Source organism: Roseobacter cerasinus, assembly GCF_009811755.1.
Classification (GTDB): Bacteria; Pseudomonadota; Alphaproteobacteria; order Rhodobacterales; family Rhodobacteraceae; genus Roseobacter; species Roseobacter cerasinus.
The window spans coordinates 228696-247016 of record NZ_BLIV01000002.1 but is presented as its reverse complement, the minus strand read 5'-3'; the positions used below and the strand labels follow the sequence as shown (position 1 = coordinate 247016).

General features: G+C 62.0%; 19 protein-coding genes. 10 read left to right on the top strand and 9 right to left on the bottom strand.

Annotation, left to right across the window (positions count from 1 at the left end; translation table 11 throughout):
- The first annotated feature begins 25 nt into the window (after positions 1-25).
- Both accD and So717_RS05055 read left to right on the top strand, forming a co-directional pair.
- A complete protein-coding gene (gene accD / locus So717_RS05060; protein WP_159975126.1) occupies positions 26-976 on the top strand; it encodes an acetyl-CoA carboxylase, carboxyltransferase subunit beta in 951 nt (316 codons plus the stop codon).
- Positions 973-2247 carry a bifunctional folylpolyglutamate synthase/dihydrofolate synthase gene (locus So717_RS05055; protein ID WP_159975125.1) on the top strand — a complete coding sequence of 425 codons (1275 nt, stop codon included), beginning with the start codon at positions 973-975 and terminating at the stop codon, positions 2245-2247. The genes accD and So717_RS05055 overlap by 4 nt, the downstream gene beginning before the upstream one ends.
- 13 nt (positions 2248-2260) lie before the next feature.
- Here So717_RS05055 and So717_RS05050 read toward each other — a convergent pair whose 3' ends face one another.
- Complete coding sequence (locus So717_RS05050) at positions 2261-4105, bottom strand: sigma 54-interacting transcriptional regulator (protein ID WP_159975124.1); 1845 nt, start codon at positions 4103-4105, stop codon at positions 2261-2263.
- Between the two features lie 189 nt (positions 4106-4294).
- Between So717_RS05050 and So717_RS05045 the strand changes: the two genes are divergently transcribed.
- Genes So717_RS05045 through cynS form a run of 5 tightly spaced genes read left to right on the top strand, consistent with a single transcriptional unit; the run spans position 4295 to position 8387 of the window.
- The gene (locus tag So717_RS05045; protein ID WP_159975123.1) at positions 4295-5683 is read left to right on the top strand and encodes a CmpA/NrtA family ABC transporter substrate-binding protein; all 1389 of its coding nucleotides are present in this window, start codon (positions 4295-4297) and stop codon (positions 5681-5683) included.
- Positions 5683-6516, top strand: a complete 834-nt coding sequence (gene ntrB / locus So717_RS05040) for a nitrate ABC transporter permease (protein ID WP_159975122.1) — start codon at positions 5683-5685, stop codon at positions 6514-6516. Before So717_RS05045 ends, ntrB begins: the two co-directional genes overlap by 1 nt.
- A gap of 9 nt (positions 6517-6525) precedes the next feature.
- Positions 6526-7434, top strand: a complete 909-nt coding sequence (locus So717_RS05035) for an ABC transporter ATP-binding protein (protein ID WP_159975121.1) — start codon at positions 6526-6528, stop codon at positions 7432-7434.
- 4 nt (positions 7435-7438) lie between these two features.
- Positions 7439-7918 (top strand): nuclear transport factor 2 family protein, encoded by a 480-nt coding sequence (locus So717_RS05030; RefSeq protein ID WP_159975120.1) that lies wholly within the window; start codon positions 7439-7441, stop codon positions 7916-7918.
- A 1-nt stretch (position 7919) separates the two neighbouring features.
- A complete protein-coding gene (gene cynS / locus So717_RS05025) occupies positions 7920-8387 on the top strand; it encodes a cyanase (RefSeq protein WP_238840679.1) in 468 nt (155 codons plus the stop codon).
- Between the two features lie 35 nt (positions 8388-8422).
- On the opposite strand, the gene So717_RS05020 is transcribed toward cynS, so the two are convergent.
- Both So717_RS05020 and zapE read right to left on the bottom strand, forming a co-directional pair.
- Positions 8423-9658, bottom strand: a complete 1236-nt coding sequence (locus tag So717_RS05020; RefSeq protein ID WP_159975119.1) for an MFS transporter — start codon at positions 9656-9658, stop codon at positions 8423-8425.
- A 51-nt stretch (positions 9659-9709) separates the two neighbouring features.
- A complete protein-coding gene (zapE, locus tag So717_RS05015) occupies positions 9710-10768 on the bottom strand; it encodes a cell division protein ZapE (protein ID WP_159975118.1) in 1059 nt (352 codons plus the stop codon).
- 133 nt (positions 10769-10901) lie between these two features.
- Here zapE and So717_RS05010 point away from each other — a divergent pair, with 133 nt between their 5' ends.
- The gene (locus So717_RS05010; protein WP_159975117.1) at positions 10902-12143 is read left to right on the top strand and encodes an MFS transporter; all 1242 of its coding nucleotides are present in this window, start codon (positions 10902-10904) and stop codon (positions 12141-12143) included.
- Positions 12144-12283: 140 nt separating this feature from the next.
- Here So717_RS05010 and So717_RS05005 read toward each other — a convergent pair whose 3' ends face one another.
- From So717_RS05005 to mbfA, 6 genes are all read right to left on the bottom strand, one after another.
- Entirely contained in the window at positions 12284-13204 is a 921-nt protein-coding gene (locus So717_RS05005) for an ornithine cyclodeaminase family protein (protein WP_159975116.1), read from the bottom strand.
- Positions 13201-13821: an HAD family hydrolase gene (locus So717_RS05000; protein WP_159975115.1), complete on the bottom strand. Its 621-nt coding sequence runs from the start codon at positions 13819-13821 to the stop codon at positions 13201-13203. The genes So717_RS05005 and So717_RS05000 overlap by 4 nt, the downstream gene beginning before the upstream one ends.
- Before the next feature lie 27 nt (positions 13822-13848).
- Positions 13849-14304 carry a YaiI/YqxD family protein gene (locus So717_RS04995; protein ID WP_159975114.1) on the bottom strand — a complete coding sequence of 152 codons (456 nt, stop codon included), beginning with the start codon at positions 14302-14304 and terminating at the stop codon, positions 13849-13851.
- Positions 14301-15131, bottom strand: a complete 831-nt coding sequence (fghA, locus tag So717_RS04990) for an S-formylglutathione hydrolase (protein ID WP_159975113.1) — start codon at positions 15129-15131, stop codon at positions 14301-14303. The genes So717_RS04995 and fghA overlap by 4 nt, the downstream gene beginning before the upstream one ends.
- A gap of 65 nt (positions 15132-15196) precedes the next feature.
- A complete protein-coding gene (locus tag So717_RS04985; protein WP_159975112.1) occupies positions 15197-16126 on the bottom strand; it encodes an AEC family transporter in 930 nt (309 codons plus the stop codon).
- Positions 16127-16162: 36 nt separating this feature from the next.
- The gene (gene mbfA / locus So717_RS04980) at positions 16163-17137 is read right to left on the bottom strand and encodes an iron exporter MbfA (protein WP_159975111.1); all 975 of its coding nucleotides are present in this window, start codon (positions 17135-17137) and stop codon (positions 16163-16165) included.
- A gap of 140 nt (positions 17138-17277) precedes the next feature.
- On the opposite strand from mbfA, the gene So717_RS04975 reads away from it, so the two are divergent.
- Positions 17278-17907 (top strand): TetR/AcrR family transcriptional regulator, encoded by a 630-nt coding sequence (locus So717_RS04975; protein ID WP_159975110.1) that lies wholly within the window; start codon positions 17278-17280, stop codon positions 17905-17907.
- 31 nt (positions 17908-17938) lie between these two features.
- A complete protein-coding gene (locus So717_RS04970; protein WP_159975109.1) occupies positions 17939-18286 on the top strand; it encodes a DUF2794 domain-containing protein in 348 nt (115 codons plus the stop codon).
- Positions 18287-18321 lie beyond the last annotated feature (35 nt).

The following is an 18321-nucleotide window of genomic DNA, read 5'->3' as shown; positions in this document are numbered from 1 at the left end:
GGCAAGGCACGCCAAAGGAACCGCCATGAACTGGATCACGAACTATGTCCGGCCCCGGATCAATTCGATCTTTTCGCGCCGCGAAACCCCGGACAACCTGTGGACCAAATGCCCCGAGTGCGGCACCATGCTGTTCCACCGCGAGGTGTCGGACAATCTGAATGTCTGCACCAACTGCAACCACCACATGCACATCACGCCGCGCGACCGCTTCACCGCGCTCTTCGACGGCGGCATCTTCACCGAGGTGTCGGTTGAGGCTCCCAAAGCCGACCCGCTTGGGTTCCGCGATCAGAAACGCTACCCCGACCGGCTGAAGGCCGCGCAAAAGCAGACCAGCGAGGCCGAGGCGATGCTGGTCGCCAGTGGCGAGATCGGGCGCACGCCGATTGTGGCTGCGGCGCAGGATTTCTCCTTCATGGCAGGCTCCATGGGCATGTATGTGGGCAATGCGATCATTGCCGCCGCCGAAGAGGCGGTGAAACTGAACCGCCCGCTGATCCTGTTTTCCGCCGCCGGCGGCGCGCGCATGCAGGAAGGTATTCTGAGCCTCATGCAGATGCCGCGCACAACCGTCGCAGTGCAGATGCTGAAAGAGGCCGGGCTGCCTTACATCGTCGTGTTGACGCATCCGACCACGGGTGGGGTCACGGCCAGCTATGCGATGCTGGGCGATGTGCATATCGCCGAGCCGAACGCACTGATCTGCTTTGCCGGGCCACGGGTGATTGAACAGACGATCCGTGAAAAGCTGCCCGAAGGGTTCCAGCGGGCGGAATACCTGCTCGATCACGGGATGCTCGACCGGGTGACGCCGCGCGGCGAGATGCGGGATGAGCTGATCTCCATCACCCGGATGCTGCTCGGCCTGCCGCCTGCTGTGCGCGGTGATCTGCCGCCGCCCGAGCCACCCGCCGACCTGCCGCATGCGCTGTCTGAAGACGAGGCCAAAGCCGCCGAGCCCGAGCAGAAATGACGCAAGCCTCGTCGGACGTCATCCTTGAGCGGATGATGGCCCTGCACCCCAAGATCATTGATCTGACGCTGGATCGGGTCTGGCGCTTGCTCGATGCCTTAGGCAACCCGCAGAATGATCTGCCCCCCGTGATCCACGTGGCCGGGACCAACGGCAAGGGTTCGACCCTCGCGATGATCCGCGCGGGGCTGGAGGCGTCGGGCCAGACCGTACATGCCTACACCAGCCCGCATCTCGCACGCTTTCACGAACGCATTCGCGTGGCGGGCAATCTGATCTCCGAAGACGATCTGACGGCTGTGCTCGACGAATGCTATACTGCGAACGACGGCGGCAACATCACCTATTTCGAGATTACGACCTGCGCGGCCCTGCTGGCCTTTGCGCGGACCCCGGCGGACTACACATTGCTTGAGGTGGGTCTGGGCGGGCGTCTCGATGCCACCAATGTGGTGGCCAAACCGGTGATGACAGCGATCACGCCGGTCTCCATCGACCATCAGCAGTTTCTGGGGGATACGCTGGCGAAGATCGCCTTCGAGAAGGCAGGTATCCTAAAACGCGGCGTGCCTTGCGTTGTCGCGCGGCAAGATGGCGACGCGCTGGAGGTGATCGAAGAGGTCGCCGCACGCGTGGGCGCGCCACTGCAAGCCTACGGGCAGCACTGGCATGTGGGGCCGGAGCGGGATGGGTTGGTCTATCAGGACGAGTTGGGTCTTTTGGACCTGCCCCGCCCGAACCTGCCGGGGGATCATCAGATTTCGAACGCCGGGACGGCGCTGGCCGTGCTGCGCGCGCTGGGGCTGGAGGCCACGGCTTGGGAGGCGGCGGTCAGCCAAGCCGAGTGGCCCGCGCGCATGCAGCGGCTGAAAACCGGCCCGTTGGTCGATGCAGCTGGCGGAGCGGAGCTGTGGCTTGACGGTGGACATAACCCTGCAGCAGGTGAGGCGCTGGCCGCCCATCTGGTCAGCCTGCCCAAGCGTCCGACCTACCTGATCTGCGGGATGCTGAACACCAAGGACATCGGCGGCTATCTGCGCCCTCTGACACGGGTGGCGGAGGGGCTGGTTGCTGTCTCTATCCCCGGCGAGGCCAACACGCTGCCCGCCGACGAGACGGCGGCGGCGGCGCGGGACTCTGGATTTGCCGCTGAGACAGCGGATAGCGTGCAGGCCGCTTTGGCTGCAATCCTTGGCCGCGAGCCGTCGGCGCGCGTGCTGATCTGCGGATCGCTCTACCTCGCTGGTGCCATCCTGCGCGAAAACGGCTGACCTACGCCGCGCGTTATTTGAAGGCCTTGGGGTCGATTTCCAGCGACTTGATCTTGGAATAGGCAGTTGTGGGCGCGATGCCGAGCATCGCCGCCGCCCCCTTCTGCCCAGACACTTTGCCCCCGGCGCGGCGCAGCGCGTTTTGCAGATTTTCGCGTTCTAGACTGCGCAGGTCGTCTTGGGTCAGCACCACATCTGACCGGGCGGCAAAGCTGCTGTCGGGGCGCTGAAAGTCGAACTCCAGCCGCCCGCCTTGCGCCAGAAGCGCCGCGCGTTCGATCACGTTTTCAAGCTCTCGCACGTTTCCGGGCCATTCATATTGCGTTAGCGCGTCAATGTTCGATTTGGACAGCCGCGTGGTGGGCAGGCGCAGGCGGCGCGTCGTGCGGTCGAGGAAGTGTTTGGCGAGATAGGGAATGTCCTCGGGGCGTTCGTGCAGAGGCTCGCAGGTGATCGAAAAGACGTTCAGCGCGAAATAGAGATCCTGCCGGAACCGACCTGCACGCAGTTCCGCCATGAGATCGCGCGAGGTCGTCGCCACGACCGTCAGAGACACCGGCGTCTGCGTGCTGTCGCCAAGACGCTGGAAGTGTCCGCGTTGCAGCACATCATAGAGTTTGGCCTGCACGCCCTTCGGCAGGTCTGCAATCTCGTCGAGATGCAGCGTGCCGTTATGCGCCATGATCAGTTTTCCGGTATTGTCGCGGGTCGCTCCGGCAAAGGCACCCCGGCGGTAACCAAAAAGTTCCGCCTCCAGTTCTTGTGCTGAGAGGTGATCGCAACTGATGCGCACCAGCGGGCGGCGGGCGCGGTCGCTGGCCTCGTGGATGGCCGAGACGGTGAGGCTCTTGCCCGACCCCGGTGGGCCGGAGACCAGCACATGCGCCTTGTTGCGGGCTGCCAGATCGATCCGCGCGTTCAGCGACTTGATCGCAGGCGAGACCCCCACGACCCCGGTGTGTGACCGGGCAGAACGGATTTCGGTGAGCAGATAGTCATTCTCCTGCTCCAGCTTGACCTTCAGCTCTTCGACCTGCGCCAGCGCCTCGCGCAGTTTGCGTTCGTTTTCCTTTCGCTCAGTCACGTCGCGGAAGATCACCACCGCGCCCGCCAACACGCCATGATCGTAGATCGGGGTTGAGACATATTCGACCAGAATGGGCTTGCCGTCCTTGCGCCAGAAGACGTCATCGTCGACGCGCTTGGTCTCCTCCTGTCGGAAGGAGGCATAGATCGGGCAGGTATGGGCCGGGAAATGCTCGCCGTTCAGGTGCTTGTGATGGATCGTGGCGTGCAGGTCGCGACCAATCAGATCGTCCGAGGACCAGCCCAGCATTTCCTGCGCGGCACGGTTCACGAAGGTCGCCTGACCCATAGCGTTGATGCCGTAGATGCCTTCGCCTGCCGCCTCCAGAATGAGGTGGTTCTGCGCTTCGACCTCACGGAAAAAGCCATAGATGTTCTGCCATTGCGACAGGCCCGCGCGCTGATGCGCCTCTTGCTCGGCTACGCGGCTGCGGTGGTCGTGCTCATCCAGATCCAGAAAGCTGATCAGCACCAGATCCGGCTGCACCTGCACGCCATAGCTTTGCAGGCGCAATGCTGTGCCGTCCGGGCGGGCCAGCGACAGACTGCGGTCGATATAGGTCCCGAAATGCGCGACCGCGTCGAAAAAGACGGCGGCGATAGAGACATCGCATTGCAGAAGCTCGGAGAATGCTCTGCCTGAGGTTTCAGGCCCAAACAGGCGGTGTGCAGTGTCATTGGCAGACAAGACGCGGTCGTCCTGCGTGCTCAGCAGCAGCGTCGGCAGGGGTTGGTGTGAGACCAACCGGTCGGAATCAAGCAAATCCAGCATCGCAATCAGATTTGCAGCTTCCCGCCTATGCGCAATCACGAAAAATCGTAATTTACGAAAATTCGTGAGAAACGCACAGAAATTCATCAGCAAATTCAGTGCGGTGACGGTTTTCAGGCAGGTCTCAGACCGCGTTTTCCCCGGCGCAAGCCCATGGGACAGTTCTCTAAACGCTGACAGGAGATGGACATGACAATCAAAAGCCTAGGCAATCCGTTTTCGGAAAAGACCGATCTGAGGCATGGCGCGGATTGCGGCTGTGAGGGCTGTCTTTCCGGTCACGGACACGATCATGACCATATCGAGCCGCATCAGATGTCCTCTGAACAGATGATGGATCGCGCAGTGGAAAGCGCGATTGTTCGCTCCGTCTTTGGCCAGAGCGACATCGGGCGTCGGTCCTTCATGGGGATGATCGGTGGGGCCACGGCAGCGGCGGCGCTGGCCTCGGTGTTCCCGCTGGAGCAGGCGAAGGCGGCGATCCTCGACAACCTCGGCCCGCCCGAGAAGACCGACCTCAACATCGGTTTTGTGCCAATCACCTGTGCGACGCCGATCATCATGGCGCAACCGCTCGGGTTCTATGAGCGCTATGGGTTGAATGCACAGGTGATCAAGACGGCCGGTTGGGCCGTGGCGCGCGACAAATCGCTGTCGGGCGAGTATGACGCCAGCCACATGCTGACACCCATGCCGCTGGCGATGACGTTGGGGGCGGGCTCGGTGGCGGAGCCGTACATCATGCCCGCCGTCGAGAATATCAACGGGCAGGCGATCGTGCTGTCGAACGAACACCTCGACAAGCGCGACCCGAAGCAGTGGAAGGGCTTCACCTTCGGGGTGCCGTTTGAATATTCCATGCACAACTTCCTGCTGCGTTACTACGTGGCGGAGTTCGGGCTCGACCCCGACAAGGACATCCAGATCCGCGTGGTGCCGCCGCCCGAAATGGTCGCGAACCTGCGGGCTGGGAACCTCGACGGCTACCTCTCGCCCGACCCGTTCAATCAGCGCGCGGTTTTCGAGGGCATCGGTTTCATCCACATCCTGACCAAGGAGATCTGGGAAGGGCATCCGTGCTGCGCCTTTGCTGCTCCCTTGAGCTTTGCGCAGGAGCTGCCCAACACCTATGGCGCGCTCTTGAAGTCGATCATCGATGCGACGCAATACGCCTCGAACCCGGACAACAGGGTCGAGATTGCGGAGGCGATTTCACCCACCAACTACCTCAACCAGCCGGTCACGGTGGTGCAGCAGGTGCTGACCGGCACCTATGCGGATGGCCTTGGCGAAGTGCAGCGTGTGCCGGACCGGATCGACTTTGACCCGTTCCCCTGGCACTCCATGGGCGTGTGGATCCTCACGCAGATGAAGCGTTGGGGCTATATTGAGGGGGACGTCGATTACAAGGCGGTGGCCGAACAGGTCTACCTCGCGTCGGATGCCAAGAAGGTCATGACCGATCTGGGTTATGACGCGCCGGACATCACCTACAAATCGCATACGATCATGGGCAAGACCTTCGATCCGGCGGAACCGGAAGCCTACATCGACAGCTTCGCGATCAAGGCGGGCTGATGAAGGCGCTCTCTGAAAACCGCAAGGCAGCCCTGCTCTCGATCCTGATCCTGGTCGTGGGCTGCCTGATTTGGGAGGCGTCAATCCCGGCACAAAAGGCGGTGGGTGAACTGACCGAATACGAGTTGCTCACCGGTGGTGGCCAGCCCAAGGCCGGTGTGCCGCCGCCCAGCCAGGTGCTGGGCAAGGCGTGGGAGCAGCTGTCGAACCCGTTCTATGACGCAGGCCCCAATGACAAGGGCATCGGCATTCAGATCGGCTATTCGATCTACCGGGTGCTGACGGGCTACGCGCTCGCGGCGGCCATCGCCATCCCGCTGGGGTTCCTGATCGGGATGTCCTCGGTCGCTTACAAAGCGCTCAATCCATTCATCCAGGTGCTGCGGCCGATCTCGCCGCTGGCGTGGATGCCACTTGCGCTCTTCGTCATTCAAGACAGTGAGATGAGCGCGATCTTCGTGATCTTCATCTGCTCGATCTGGCCCATGCTGATCAATACCGCCTTTGGCGTGGCCGGGGTGCGCGAGGACTGGGTGAATGTGGCGCGGACTCATGAGCTAAGCGCGCTGAAGACGGCCTTCACCGTGATCCTGCCTGCGGCGGCTCCCACCATCGTCACGGGCATGCGCATCTCCATCGGGATCGCCTGGCTGGTGATCGTCGCGGCCGAGATGCTCGTGGGCGGCACAGGCATCGGCTACTATGTCTGGAACGAGTGGAACAATCTCGACCTCACCTCCGTCATCTTTTCCATCCTCATGATCGGCGTCGTGGGCATGCTGCTGGACTCCATGTTTGGCCTGCTGCAGCGCACCGTCGCCTACACGGAATAGGAGCTTTTCGTGGCAAAATCCTTTCTGAGTATCGAGCAACTGACTCAGCGCTATCCCGATGGTCAAGGCGGCGAGTTCACCGTCTTCGAAAACGCCAGTTTTGGCATCGAGAAGGGCGAGTTTGTCTGTATCCTCGGCCATTCGGGCTGTGGCAAATCCACGATCATGAACATTCTGGCGGGGCTGGCCGAGCCCACAAGCGGTGTTGTGAAGATGGATGGGCAGCATGTGTCTGGCCCCAGCCTCGACCGGGGTGTGGTGTTCCAGAACTACTCGCTGCTGCCCTGGCTGACTGCGCTGAAGAATGTGACCTTTGGCGTGTCGGCGCGGTTTCCCAATTGGAGCAAAGAGAAGGTCATCGAGCATTCGACGGCCTTCCTCGCCAAAGTTGGCCTGACCGGCGACGCGATCCACCGCAAGCCCAGCCAGCTCTCGGGCGGCATGCGCCAGCGGGTCTCGATCGCGCGTGCGTTTGCCAATGAGCCCAAGCTCTTGCTGCTGGATGAACCCTTTGGCGCGCTCGATGCGCTGACCCGCGGCACCATTCAGGACGAGTTGATCAAGGTGTGGAGCGATACGGACCAGACGGTCTTCATGATAACACACGACATCGACGAGGCCATCCTGCTGGCCGACCGTATCTTGCTGATGACCAACGGGCCGATGGCGCAGGTGGCGGAAAGCGTGGAGATTACCATTCCGCGTCCGCGCGTGCGCAATGATATTGTTGAGCATCCGAACTACTACGCCATCCGCAACCACCTGGTGCACTTCCTCGCGCAGCGGTCGGCAGAGCTGTCAGGTCAGGCCCAAACACCCGACCAGCAGCCCACACCGGTTCGGATTGATCTAACGGACGACGCCGAGACCGAGGACCCCGAGCCCGCCAAGCCGGTCCTGCGCGCGGTAGAGGGATGAGGCCATGACCGACACGCTACCCCGACCACCGCTGCCGCCGTTCTCCTATGAGGAGGCGGTTGCCAAGGTACGAATGGCCGAAAATGCCTGGAACACGCGCGACCCCGCGAAGGTGGCGCAGGCCTACACGCCGGACACGCGCTGGCGCAATCGCTCCGAGTTTCCGCGCGGGCGCGCGGAAGTACAGGCGTTCCTTACCCGCAAATGGGCCAAGGAAACGGGTTATCGCCTGATCAAGGAGATCTGGGCGCATGCGGGCCACCGGATCGCCGTGCGCTTTTGCTATGAATGGCACGACGAGGCGGGCCAGTGGTACCGCGCCCATGGCAATGAAAACTGGGAGTTCGATGATCTTGGCTATATGGCCGTGCGCCACGCCTCGATCAACGATGTGCCCATCGCGGAGGAAGACCGCCTGTTTCATTGGCCGGAGGGGACGCCCCGGCCCGACGACCACCTCGGATTGACAGAGTTAGGATTGTAAGATGAAGGACACGATAGACATGACTGAGATGACCAAAGAGGACGTCACTGCGATGATCCTGTCTGCCAAGAAACAGGCGGGGCTGACATGGGAAGAGATCGCTGAAAAAATCGACATGTCCCCGATCTGGACCCACTCCGCTGTCATGGGCATGAACGCCTTCCCGCCCGAAAAGGCGGAGCTGATGGTCACCACCATGGGTCTGCCACAAGAGGCCGCCTCGGTGCTGGCCGAAAGCCCCACCAAGATCTGGGAACAGGCGGTGCCGACCGATCCCTGCATCTATCGCTTTTATGAAATCGTTGGGGTCTATGGCCCGACACTGAAGGCGATCATTCAGGAGAAGTTTGGCGACGGCATCATGTCAGCCATCGATTTCGACATGTCGGTGACCCGGGTGGAGCACCCCAAGGGTGACCGCGTGAAGGTTGAGATGTCCGGCAAGTTCCTCGGTTACAACAGCTGGTAAGCTTGGCGCGTCCCCAAAGATGTCTATGCCCGGCTCTAGTCGATCCTGAGCCGGGTCACACCCCAGAGAAACAGCGCGCCTGTGCCAGCCGCTGAGATCAGGAATGGTAGGGTCAAGGCGTCCTCTCGGCCCAACACAGGCTCTGCGGCGGATACGATCATGCTTCCCAGCAGTGCGCCGAGTGATATCGTGCCCCAACCGAAAAACCGATAGACGCTGTTGACCCGGCCCAGCAGGTCATCGGGGATGGCCCGTTGGCGGTAGGACACGGTGACCACATTCCACAAGACCGCCACGAAGGTCTGGAAAAACAGCGCAGCGCCAATGAGGACGGCATTGCCCGACAGCCCAACCACGAGGAAGGGCAGCGGGATCAAGCCAAGCGCCACCGTCAGGCTTCGCTGTGCTCCGATCCGCGAGGCGATGCGAGGGCAGAGGAGACCACCCAGAACACCACCTGCTGCACCGGCGGCCAGCAGTAGGCCAAAGCCCGAGGCCGAGAGCCCCAGACGCTCCTGCGAAATGAGCACCAGAACCACAAAGGCGAGCGCTTCCAGCCCGTTGATCACGCCGAGGGAGAGAGCCAGCCGCCGCAGGACAGGCCGCGTCCAGAGCCAGCGCAGCCCTTCCATCGTTTCCACCCGCCACGACCGTTTGGGCGGGGCGATGCGGGGCGGCAGGACGATGAACCACACCATGAGCGCGGCCAGCCCGAAGGCCGCTGAGTTCAACAGGAAGGGAGAGGTGATCGACAGCGCGATCAGCACACCGGCCAGCGGTGGCCCGACGAATTGGCCCAGAACGATCTCGACGCTCCAAAGCTGGCCGTTGGCGGCCTCCAGATCATTCTTGTTCACCACCGACGGCATCAGCGTTTGCGCCGCGTTGTCGCGCACAACCTCGGCGCAACCCAGAAGAAAGGCCAGGGTTGATAGGGCCAGAATGAACGGGGTTGCCGCCTCCGGCGCGTAGGTGTCGGGCAAGAGCAGGATCAGACCCACCACGCCAAGCGCCAGAACCAGCCGGAAGCAATCCGCCTGCACGATCAGCCGCCGCCTGTCCGCGCGGTCGGTCACGACGCCTGCGGGTACAGCGAGCAGGAGCCATGGCAGCCGCCCGGCAAAGGCCACGAGGCCAATCAGAAACGGATCGCGCGTCAGCAGGGTGGCGAGCCAGGGGAAGGCGACGCTGGCAATCCCATCGGCCAGGTTGGTCGCCCCCGAGGCGCCCACCAGCCGGACATAGTTGCGGTTTCTGACAAGCGTGCCCATGGCTCCACCTGAGAGGGTTTGCAGAGCAGGGTCAACCGGAAACGCGCGTGCCTACTGGCCCCACCCGTCCGATTGCATTTCGCGCAGGCGCGAGGCCGTGCGCTCAAACTCAAAGGTGCCTTCGCCTTCAAGATAGAGCATTTCGGGCTTGGCGGCGGCGGAGCAGATCAGACGCACCTTGGCTTCATAAAGCGCGTCGATCAGCGTGACGAAGCGCTTTGCCTCGTTGAAATTGTCACGCGAGAGGGCGGGGATATTGTCGAGCATCAGCACCTTCACCGCCTCGGCCAGCGCCAGATAGTCGCCGGGCCCCAGCGGTTTGCCGCAAAGATCGTGAAAGCCCGCGCGGGCCACGCCGTTGCGGAAGGCGGGCAGCGTGACCTCGCGGCCTTTGACCTTGAGGATCAGCGGATCGCCACCGCCGCCCGCCAGATCGTCCCAAACCGCATCCATTGCCCCGCGCGCCTCGCTGCCCAGCGGGGTGAAATAAACCGGCTGCCCGCCCAACCGATCCTGACGATAATCCGTGGGGCTGGCCAGCTCGACGACCTGCATCTTCTCTTTGATCAGTGCGATGAAGGGCAGGAAGAGGTCGCGGTTCAGCCCATTGAGATAGAGGTCATCCGGCAGGCGGTTCGAGGTGGTCACCACGACCACCCCATCGGCAAAGAGCGCCTCGAACAGCCGCCCGACGATCATCGCGTCGGTGATGTCGGTGATCTGCATCTCATCAAAGGCCAGCAGTCGCACCGAGGCGGCCACATCGGCGGCCACCGGAGCGATGGCATCCTCGACACCGGTCTTGCGCACCTCATGCATGGCGCTGTGGATGTCCTGCATGAAGGCATGGAAATGCACGCGGCGCGCGGGGATGCCCTCCAGATGATCCACAAAAAGATCCATCAGCATCGACTTGCCGCGCCCGACACCGCCCCAGAGATAGAGGCCCTTCGGTGGCTCAGGCGCCTTGCGGAAGAGGCTTTTCTTCACGGGGGTTTGAAGCGCGGTCCTGATCCGGTCAAATTCCGGAAGCACGGTCAATTGAGCATCGTCAGGCTGGAGAGCGCCTGTGTCGATCATGCTTTGATAAATATCGCCCAGCGTTTGCATGCCTTCGCCATAGCGCGCAGATGTGGCGGAGAAAAGGCCGCGGTCACATCAGGATTTGTGATGCGGAGGCAAAAATTGCTGAATTGACGGCTCTCGGTGGCTGCTTAGTGTCTCGGAGACGGAGGCCCACCCCATGCAAACCCGCACCGCTCTTTTCACACCGGTCCTGATCGTCGGCTGTGTGATCATCATCGCCAGCTTTGCGATCCGCTCGGCCTTTGGCGTCTTCCAGATCCCGATTGCAGAGGAGTTCGGCTGGCTGCGGGCGGAGTTTTCGCTGGCCATCGCCATCCAGAACCTCGCCTGGGGTGTGGGCCAGCCGCTCTTTGGCGCGCTGGCCGAGAAGATCGGGGATCGCAAGGCCATCATCCTGGGCGCGTTGATCTATGCGCTGGGGCTGGTGCTGTCGGCCTATTCGGTCACGCCGATCGAGCATCAGCTTTACGCCTGGCTGGTGGGGTTTGGCATCGCGGGCACAGGCTTTGGCGTGATCCTCGCGGTGGTGGGGCGTGCCGCCTCGGATGAGAACCGCTCCATGTCACTGGCGATTGTTTCGGCGGCGGGCAGTGGCGGGCAGATCTTCGGGCCGCCGATGGCGCAGTGGATGCTGGGGTTCATGCCGTGGCAGAGCATTTTTGTGATCTTCGCGCTGTCGATCCTGCTTGTCCTGCTGCTCTTGCCGATGATGCGCGCTCCGCAGCTGGCCAGCCGGACCGAGCTGGAAGAGAGCATGGGTGAGATCCTGATCAAGGCCTTTCGCGATCCGTCTTACACCTTCATCTTCCTTGGGTTCTTTTCCTGCGGTTACCAGCTGGCCTTTATCACGGCGCATTTCCCGGCCTTTGTTGAAGAGCTTTGCGGGCCAATTGCGCCGGGGGGCATGCTTGACAGCATGGGGGTCAGCACGACGTCGGCGCTGGGGGCCGTGGCGCTATCACTGATCGGTGTTGCCAATATCGGGGGCACGTTGCTGGCAGGGTGGCTGGGCAAGCACTATTCCAAGAAATACCTGCTGGCAGGCATCTATGTGGGCCGCACGGTCGCCTCGGCGCTGTTCATCATGATGCCGATCACGCCGACCAGCGTGATCCTCTTCGCGATTGTCATGGGTAGCCTGTGGCTTGCGACTATCCCGCTGACGTCGGGGCTGATCGCGCATATCTATGGGCTGCGTTACATGGGCACGCTCTATGGGATCATCTTTTTCAGCCACCAGCTGGGCAGCTTCATGGGCGCGTGGCTCGGCGGGCGGATGTATGACGTCTATGGCGACTATACGCTGGTGTGGTGGATTGGGGTTGGCGTAGGGGCTTTCAGCGCGATCATTCACTTGCCGATCCGCGAGCGGCGGTTGGAGGGGCTGCGGACAGCTTGAGCCTGGTGGCCCGCGTGGCTGTCACCTGACGGGCGAAGCGTTCCTTCCCCCATCGAGGGGGAAAGAACGCTGCCCGGCGTGAGCCGCCGGGGGCGCCAGTGGTGGCGTGTGCGTTTCAGAGCGGCAGGTGGGACGTGTACCTATGAGCTTTGTGCCATCCATTGGTCAAGGATGTAGCGGCTTGTCATCAAGTCGAGATGCGCGCCGCCGCCGTTCTTGAAGAGTGTGATGTCTTCCGGGGATTGTCGCGCGAAGGCATCAAGGTCGTAGTAGTCAGCTGCGATATCATCTTCGGTTATCACGCCGGTTTCCAGCGGGATCTTGACCTCACCGATGTGCCCAACCGTTGTATCGCGGCTGTCCACGAAGAGGCGGGCGCGGCGCAGAGCGGTGTCATCCGCCTCCCGCATATTGGGGCGGTAGGCGCCGATCAGGTCGATATGCTGGCCTGGTTGGAGCCAATCGCCGCAAATGAGCGGCTCGGTCGACATGGTGGCCGAGGTGACGATGTCGGCCTGTGGAACGGCCTCTTCCAGTGAGGTGGCGATTTCAAGCCCGGGGATCGCGGACGCCAGCGTCTTTGCATTCTCTGCCGTCCGATTCCAGACAGTAAACTGTGCTTGTGGAAAAGCTGCGCTGTAGGCCGCATGCAGCCCGCGCGCCTGCGTGCCCGCGCCAACGATCAGGATGCGTTTGCTGTCGGGCCGCGCCAGACGGCGGGTGGCAAGCAGGCTGTCGCCCGCCGTCTTCCACTTGGTCACGAGGTGAAAGTCGATGATCGCCTCAAGCGTGCCGTCCTGATCTGAAAACAGCATCACGCCGCCGTTGATCGACGACGTGCCGCGCGCCGTGTTCCCGGGAAACACCGTCGCGCATTTCACCGCCAGCCCCAGCCCGTCGATCCAGGCAGACCGGTTCAAGAGCGTGTCGGGGTCGCGGTAAAGGAAGGTGTCGGAAATCTCCGCCTTGGGCAGCGTGTGCCCTGCGGCCAGCGCGTTGGTCAGTGCGATCCAGTCGAGCAGCTTGTCGCCTTCGGCAAAGGAGATCACCGGGGCGGTCATGCGGCCTCCATCTCCGTGAGCAGGCCCAGACCCACAAGCCGTGCTGCCCATCCCTCCGGCCCTTCAAACAGATGCGTCTGCCATCCCCGTGCATCGGCGGCGGCGATGTTTTCAGCCCGGTCATCAGTGAAGACCAGATCCGCACCGCTGAGCCCCGCGCCCTCTTCAAGCAAGGTATAGATGTTCGGGTTGGGCTTGGTCACCCGCATATGGCCGGAGATAAAGTCGCGGTCGAACTCCCGCAGAAACGGGTAGTACGTGGCGGCGAAATCGTAGCTCTCAATGCCGAAGTTGGTCAGCGAAAAGACTGGCACGCCCTTGGATTGCAAGGCCTTCATCAGCCGCACTGACTGGTCGATGACGGGGGAGGCCATCTCGATCCAGCGGTCGTGCCACATGCGGATCTCGTCGCGCCATTCGGGCGTGGCCTCGGCCTGCGCATAGATCGTGTCGGCGAAATGTTCCCCTCTGTCCACACGCTCGTTCATTCCATGCAGATCGACGGCCTCGAACATGGCGCGGCGGCGATCTTCGCCGATCACCGCGTCGTAGAAGCGCTCGGGCTGCCACTCGATCAGCACGTTTCCGATGTCAAAAACCACGGCCTTGGGCTGCATGCGTGCCTCGTCAAAAACTGTTGTAAATCAGGTAGCTGTCTTAGCGGTGCGCAGGGCACGCTCCAACGCGTCCAGAAAACGCGAGCGGTCCGCCTTTGCAAAGCCCCGGCCGCCGCCCTGACGGAAGGGATCAGCGGCGCGCAGGTCGGCCATCAAATCCCGCGTTGCCAACACATTCCCGATATTGGCCTGGGTCAGCGCCTCGCCAGTGTGCTTGAGCACCAGCGCCCCCGCTTCAACGCATTTCGCAGCCAGTGGAATGTCCCCGGTGACAACGACATCCCCGGCTCCACAACGCTCGGCGATCCACATGTCCGCCACATCCGGGCCGTCGGGCACAATCACCGTCTCCACCAGCGGGTTCTGCGACGGGCGCAACCCGCCGTTGGAGACCACATACATCCTGACGCGATGCCGGGTTGCCACCTTCTCAGCCTCACCCTTCACCGGGCAGGCATCCGCATCAATGTAGAGCGCCGTCATGCGTAAAGCGCGTCGGCGTGGAAGGCCACATGTTCCTCAATGAAGGTCGAGACAAAGAAATAGCTGTGGTCATAGCCGGGCTGCATCCGCAGCGTCGCCTGCTGCCGACGCGCCGCCGTAGCTTCGGCCAGCGCCTCGGGCTTCAACAAATCAATGAACTGATCATTCGTCCCGGTGTCGATCAGGATCGGCCCGTCAAACCCCTTCTCCCGCATCAACAGGGTCGCATCATGTGCCGCCCATGTCTCTTCATTGTTCCCCAAATATGCAGAAAGCTGCTTGCGCCCCCAATCACTGGCGGTCGGATTGGAGATCGGCGCAAAAGCCGAAACGGACCGGAAGCGCCCCGGCAGCGACATCGCCATGGTCAGCGCGCCGTGCCCCCCCATGGAATGTCCGGTTATCGCCTGACGCTCCATATCGACGGCAAAGGAGTGATCAAGTGCGGTGGTCAGCTCTTCGGTGATATAGTCCCACATCTGGAAATGCGCGGCCCAGGGGGCCTCGGTGGCGTTCACATAGAAGCCCGCGCCCTGGCCCAGATCATAGGCCTCGTCGTCGGCAACCCACTCACCGCGCGGCGAGGTGTCGGGGAAGACCAGTGCAATGCCATGCGCCGCCGCCCAGGATTGCGCGCCCGCCTTGGTCATCGCGTTTTCATGGGTGCAGGTCAGACCTGACAGATACCAGAGCAGCGGCACCGGACCCTCGGCCGCCTCTTCGGGCAGGAACAGACCAAAGGTCATGTCGCAGTCACAAACCTGGGAGGTGTGGGTGTAAACCCCTTGGGTGCCGCCGAAGCAGGCGTTTTCGGATATGGTTTTCATGGGCGGGCTCCTCGGTTCACTCGGCGCATGGCTAGCGCGCCTGCGGCCCTGCGGCAAGTGCCACCTTAGGCTGGGGCGACGATGGAGATGATCCCGCTGACTGTCAGAATGCTGATGGCAGTGGAGACGAGAATGGCGGCAGATACCCGGTGCGGGGCGACGCCATAGTGCTGCGCGAGGATGTAGACATTGCCTGCCACCGGCAGGGCCGCAGCGGCGATGATCACGGCGGCGAAATAGGGATCCGCCGGGAAGAGATAGAGCACGCCGATGGCAACAAAGAGCGGATGCAGCCCCAGCTTGCAAAAGCTCAGCCAGCCTGCGATCTGCAACCGCTCCGCTGATTTGCTGGCCAGCGAGGCGCCAATGGCAAAGAGCGCGCCGGGCGTCGCAGCGGCCCCCAGAATGGCGAGAAATTCATTGGCGGGCACCGGGATCGGCAGATCATAGACCGACCAGATGAGGCCTGCGACAATCGACACGATCATCGGGTTCTTGACCAGCCCCAGCCCCACGGTGCGCAGGATGCCCAGGCTCACCCGCCCGTCGCGCGAGCCAGTGATCAGGATCACGATCAGGCTGGAAAAGACGATCAGATCAACCGCCAGCGCCATCATGATCGGGCCAATTGCCGCCTCGCCCATCAGCAGGGTCAGCATCGGCACACCAAGAAAGCCCACATTGCCGATGGCGGCACATTGCGCCTCGACCGCAGTGGTCGCTACGTCGAGTTTGCGCAGGTAAGCGACGAGGGTCGCAACAAGATAGACGGCGAGCGTACCAACCAAATACCCAGCCACAAGGTTTGGATCCCAGATGTCGTCGAAGGACAGATTGGCCGCAAACCGGAACAGCATGGCGCTGAGCGCGAAGTAGAAGACGAACTTCGTCAGATAGGCCGTGGCCTCTTCGGTGAAAAACCGCGTGTAGCCCGCCCAATACCCCAGACCGATCAGCGCAAAGAAAGGAACGGTCTTGAGGAAAATCTCGATCATGCCGGAGTGGTAGAGGCTGCGTGGCACCTCTGCAAGTCAGCCCGAGCCGATCAGGACACCTGCGCCAAAGACCAGCGCACCGCCGCAGACCACTTGCAGCGTGGCGCGCCAGAACGGCGTGTCCATGTATCGGTTCTGGATCCAGGCGATAGCCCACAACTCCACAAAGACCACCAGGATCGCGATGCTGGTCGCCGTCCAGAAATCGGTGATGAGGTAAGGCAGCGCATGGCCCAGCCCGCCCACGGTGGTCATGATCCCCGACGCAAAGCCGCGCTTGATCGGTGAGCCACGCCCCGAAAGCTGACCATCGTCCGAGGCTGCTTCGGTGAAGCCCATGGAGATGCCCGCGCCGACGGAGGCGGCGAGACCGACGAGGAAGGTTGTCCAGGTGTCCAGCGTGGCAAAGGCGGTTGCGAAAATCGGCGCCAGCGTCGAGACGGAGCCATCCATCAGGCCCGCCAACCCCGGTTGCACCCAGGTCAGCAGAAACTGCCGATGTGCGGTCTTGTCCTCTTTATCCCGGCTGTCGGGGTCGAGGTGCCGGGTTTCCAACTCACGCGCCGTGACTTGATGGCTGGCCTCTGCCGCGGCGAGATCGCCCAGCAGCTTGCGGGTTTCGGCATCCTGCGTTCTGGCGGCCGCCGCGAGGTAGAATGCCTGGGCCTCCTGCTCCATGGCCTGGGCCTCGGCGCGGATGCGGTCAAGCCCGAGGTTTTCGACCAACCAGACAGGCCGGCGGTGGTCATAGCCCGCGACATGCTCGCGCCGCAGGAGCGGGATGACCTCTCCAAAACGCGCTCTGTGCCTGTCGATCAGGCGCTGGCGATGCCTGTCTTCTTCATCCGCCATACCGTCGAACAGGCGGGCGGATTCCGGGAAGTCAGGGCGCAGATGTTCCGCATAGCCGCGATATATGCGGGCATCGTCCTCCTCCGAAGAGATCGCAAGGGCCAGGATCTGCTGTTCGGTAAGAGTGCGGAACCGTTTGCGGAAAAAGGGGAAATACACGTCACACGCCTCGTCGTTTAGAATTATTCTAAACTTTGGTCATGGCGTCTTCAACACCTCTGTATTGGGGCTGCGACAATTTTTCTTGGAACTGAACTGTTCGGTTTATATTGTTAACCATAAGAAACCGGGGGGGCTTCATGACGTCGACAGCCGAAATCATCCGCAAAGGCCGGAAATTCGACCAGGTGCTTGAAGGCGCGCGGCAGGTCTTTATGGCGGATGGGTTCGAAGGGGCCAGTGTCGACGAGATCGCGCGGGTGGCGAATGTGTCCAAGGCCACGCTTTACAGCTATTTTCCGGACAAACGCCTGCTGTTCATGGAGGTGGCGACCACCGAATGCCAGCGTCAGGCGGATGACGCGCTGAGCAGCATTGATATGAGTGCAGCACCGGAACAGGTGCTGCAACAGACCGGGCGGCATTTCCTTACTTTCATCACATCGAAGTTCGGGCAGCAGATCTTTCGCATTTGCGTAGCGGAATCCGATCGCTTTCCCGAATTGGGGCAGAAATTCTACAACTCCGGCCCGGCGGTGATGCGCGCCGAGATGGCGGCTTATTTCGAGCAGGCGGAGGCTCGGGGAGAACTGCGGATTGAGGACCGGATTCTGGCGGCGGATCAGTTTGGAGAGCTGTGTAAGGCAGATGTCTGGCCGCGCCTGATCTTTGGGATGACCCAAACGGTGACCGAAGAGGAAATGGATCGTGTGGTCGATGGGGCGGTCAAGACCTTCATGGCGCGATACGGGGCCAATCAGGGGGCTTGATTTGTCCGCGCAACGGCGCAACTGTGAGAGCATGAATATATCGGTGCCACCGTCGAGCAACCTGCACCCGTTTCCGACTCAGCAGGTGGCGTTTCATCGCACAGAACTGTCTGTGATCTTATCTCTCTATGGCCGGTTTGTTGCTGCGGGCGAGTGGCGGGACTATGGCATTTCCTGCCTGCGCGATGTGGCCGTGTTCTCGGTGTTCCGGCGCACAGCGGAGAACCCGATCTACCGGATCGAAAAACGCCCACGGATGCGTGACAAGCAGGGAATGTACGCAGTTGTTGGGATGGACGGCCAGATTTTGCGACGCGGCCATGACCTGAAGACCGTTTTGCGTGTGTTGGAGCGCAAACTGATCCGCGCCGTCGAGTAATCTCTCTCAAAAGGAGGCCCGTTCCGGGCCACACG

Coding starts and splice junctions, on each gene's coding strand:
- So717_RS04985 (WP_159975112.1), bottom strand. CDS start 16,126: ATGATCGAGATTTTCCTCAAGACCGTTCCTTTCTTTGCGCTGATCGGT.
- So717_RS05005 (WP_159975116.1), bottom strand. CDS start 13,204: ATGACCGCCCCGGTGATCTCCTTTGCCGAAGGCGACAAGCTGCTCGAC.
- fghA (WP_159975113.1), bottom strand. CDS start 15,131: ATGAAAACCATATCCGAAAACGCCTGCTTCGGCGGCACCCAAGGGGTT.
- So717_RS04995 (WP_159975114.1), bottom strand. CDS start 14,304: ATGACGGCGCTCTACATTGATGCGGATGCCTGCCCGGTGAAGGGTGAG.
- So717_RS05010 (WP_159975117.1), top strand. CDS start 10,902: ATGCAAACCCGCACCGCTCTTTTCACACCGGTCCTGATCGTCGGCTGT.
- So717_RS05030 (WP_159975120.1), top strand. CDS start 7,439: ATGACCGACACGCTACCCCGACCACCGCTGCCGCCGTTCTCCTATGAG.
- So717_RS04975 (WP_159975110.1), top strand. CDS start 17,278: ATGACGTCGACAGCCGAAATCATCCGCAAAGGCCGGAAATTCGACCAG.
- cynS (WP_238840679.1), top strand. CDS start 7,920: ATGAAGGACACGATAGACATGACTGAGATGACCAAAGAGGACGTCACT.
- So717_RS04970 (WP_159975109.1), top strand. CDS start 17,939: ATGAATATATCGGTGCCACCGTCGAGCAACCTGCACCCGTTTCCGACT.
- So717_RS05020 (WP_159975119.1), bottom strand. CDS start 9,658: ATGGGCACGCTTGTCAGAAACCGCAACTATGTCCGGCTGGTGGGCGCC.
- zapE (WP_159975118.1), bottom strand. CDS start 10,768: ATGCAAACGCTGGGCGATATTTATCAAAGCATGATCGACACAGGCGCT.
- ntrB (WP_159975122.1), top strand. CDS start 5,683: ATGAAGGCGCTCTCTGAAAACCGCAAGGCAGCCCTGCTCTCGATCCTG.
- So717_RS05000 (WP_159975115.1), bottom strand. CDS start 13,821: ATGCAGCCCAAGGCCGTGGTTTTTGACATCGGAAACGTGCTGATCGAG.
- So717_RS05050 (WP_159975124.1), bottom strand. CDS start 4,105: ATGCTGGATTTGCTTGATTCCGACCGGTTGGTCTCACACCAACCCCTG.
- So717_RS05055 (WP_159975125.1), top strand. CDS start 973: ATGACGCAAGCCTCGTCGGACGTCATCCTTGAGCGGATGATGGCCCTG.
- So717_RS05045 (WP_159975123.1), top strand. CDS start 4,295: ATGACAATCAAAAGCCTAGGCAATCCGTTTTCGGAAAAGACCGATCTG.
- accD (WP_159975126.1), top strand. CDS start 26: ATGAACTGGATCACGAACTATGTCCGGCCCCGGATCAATTCGATCTTT.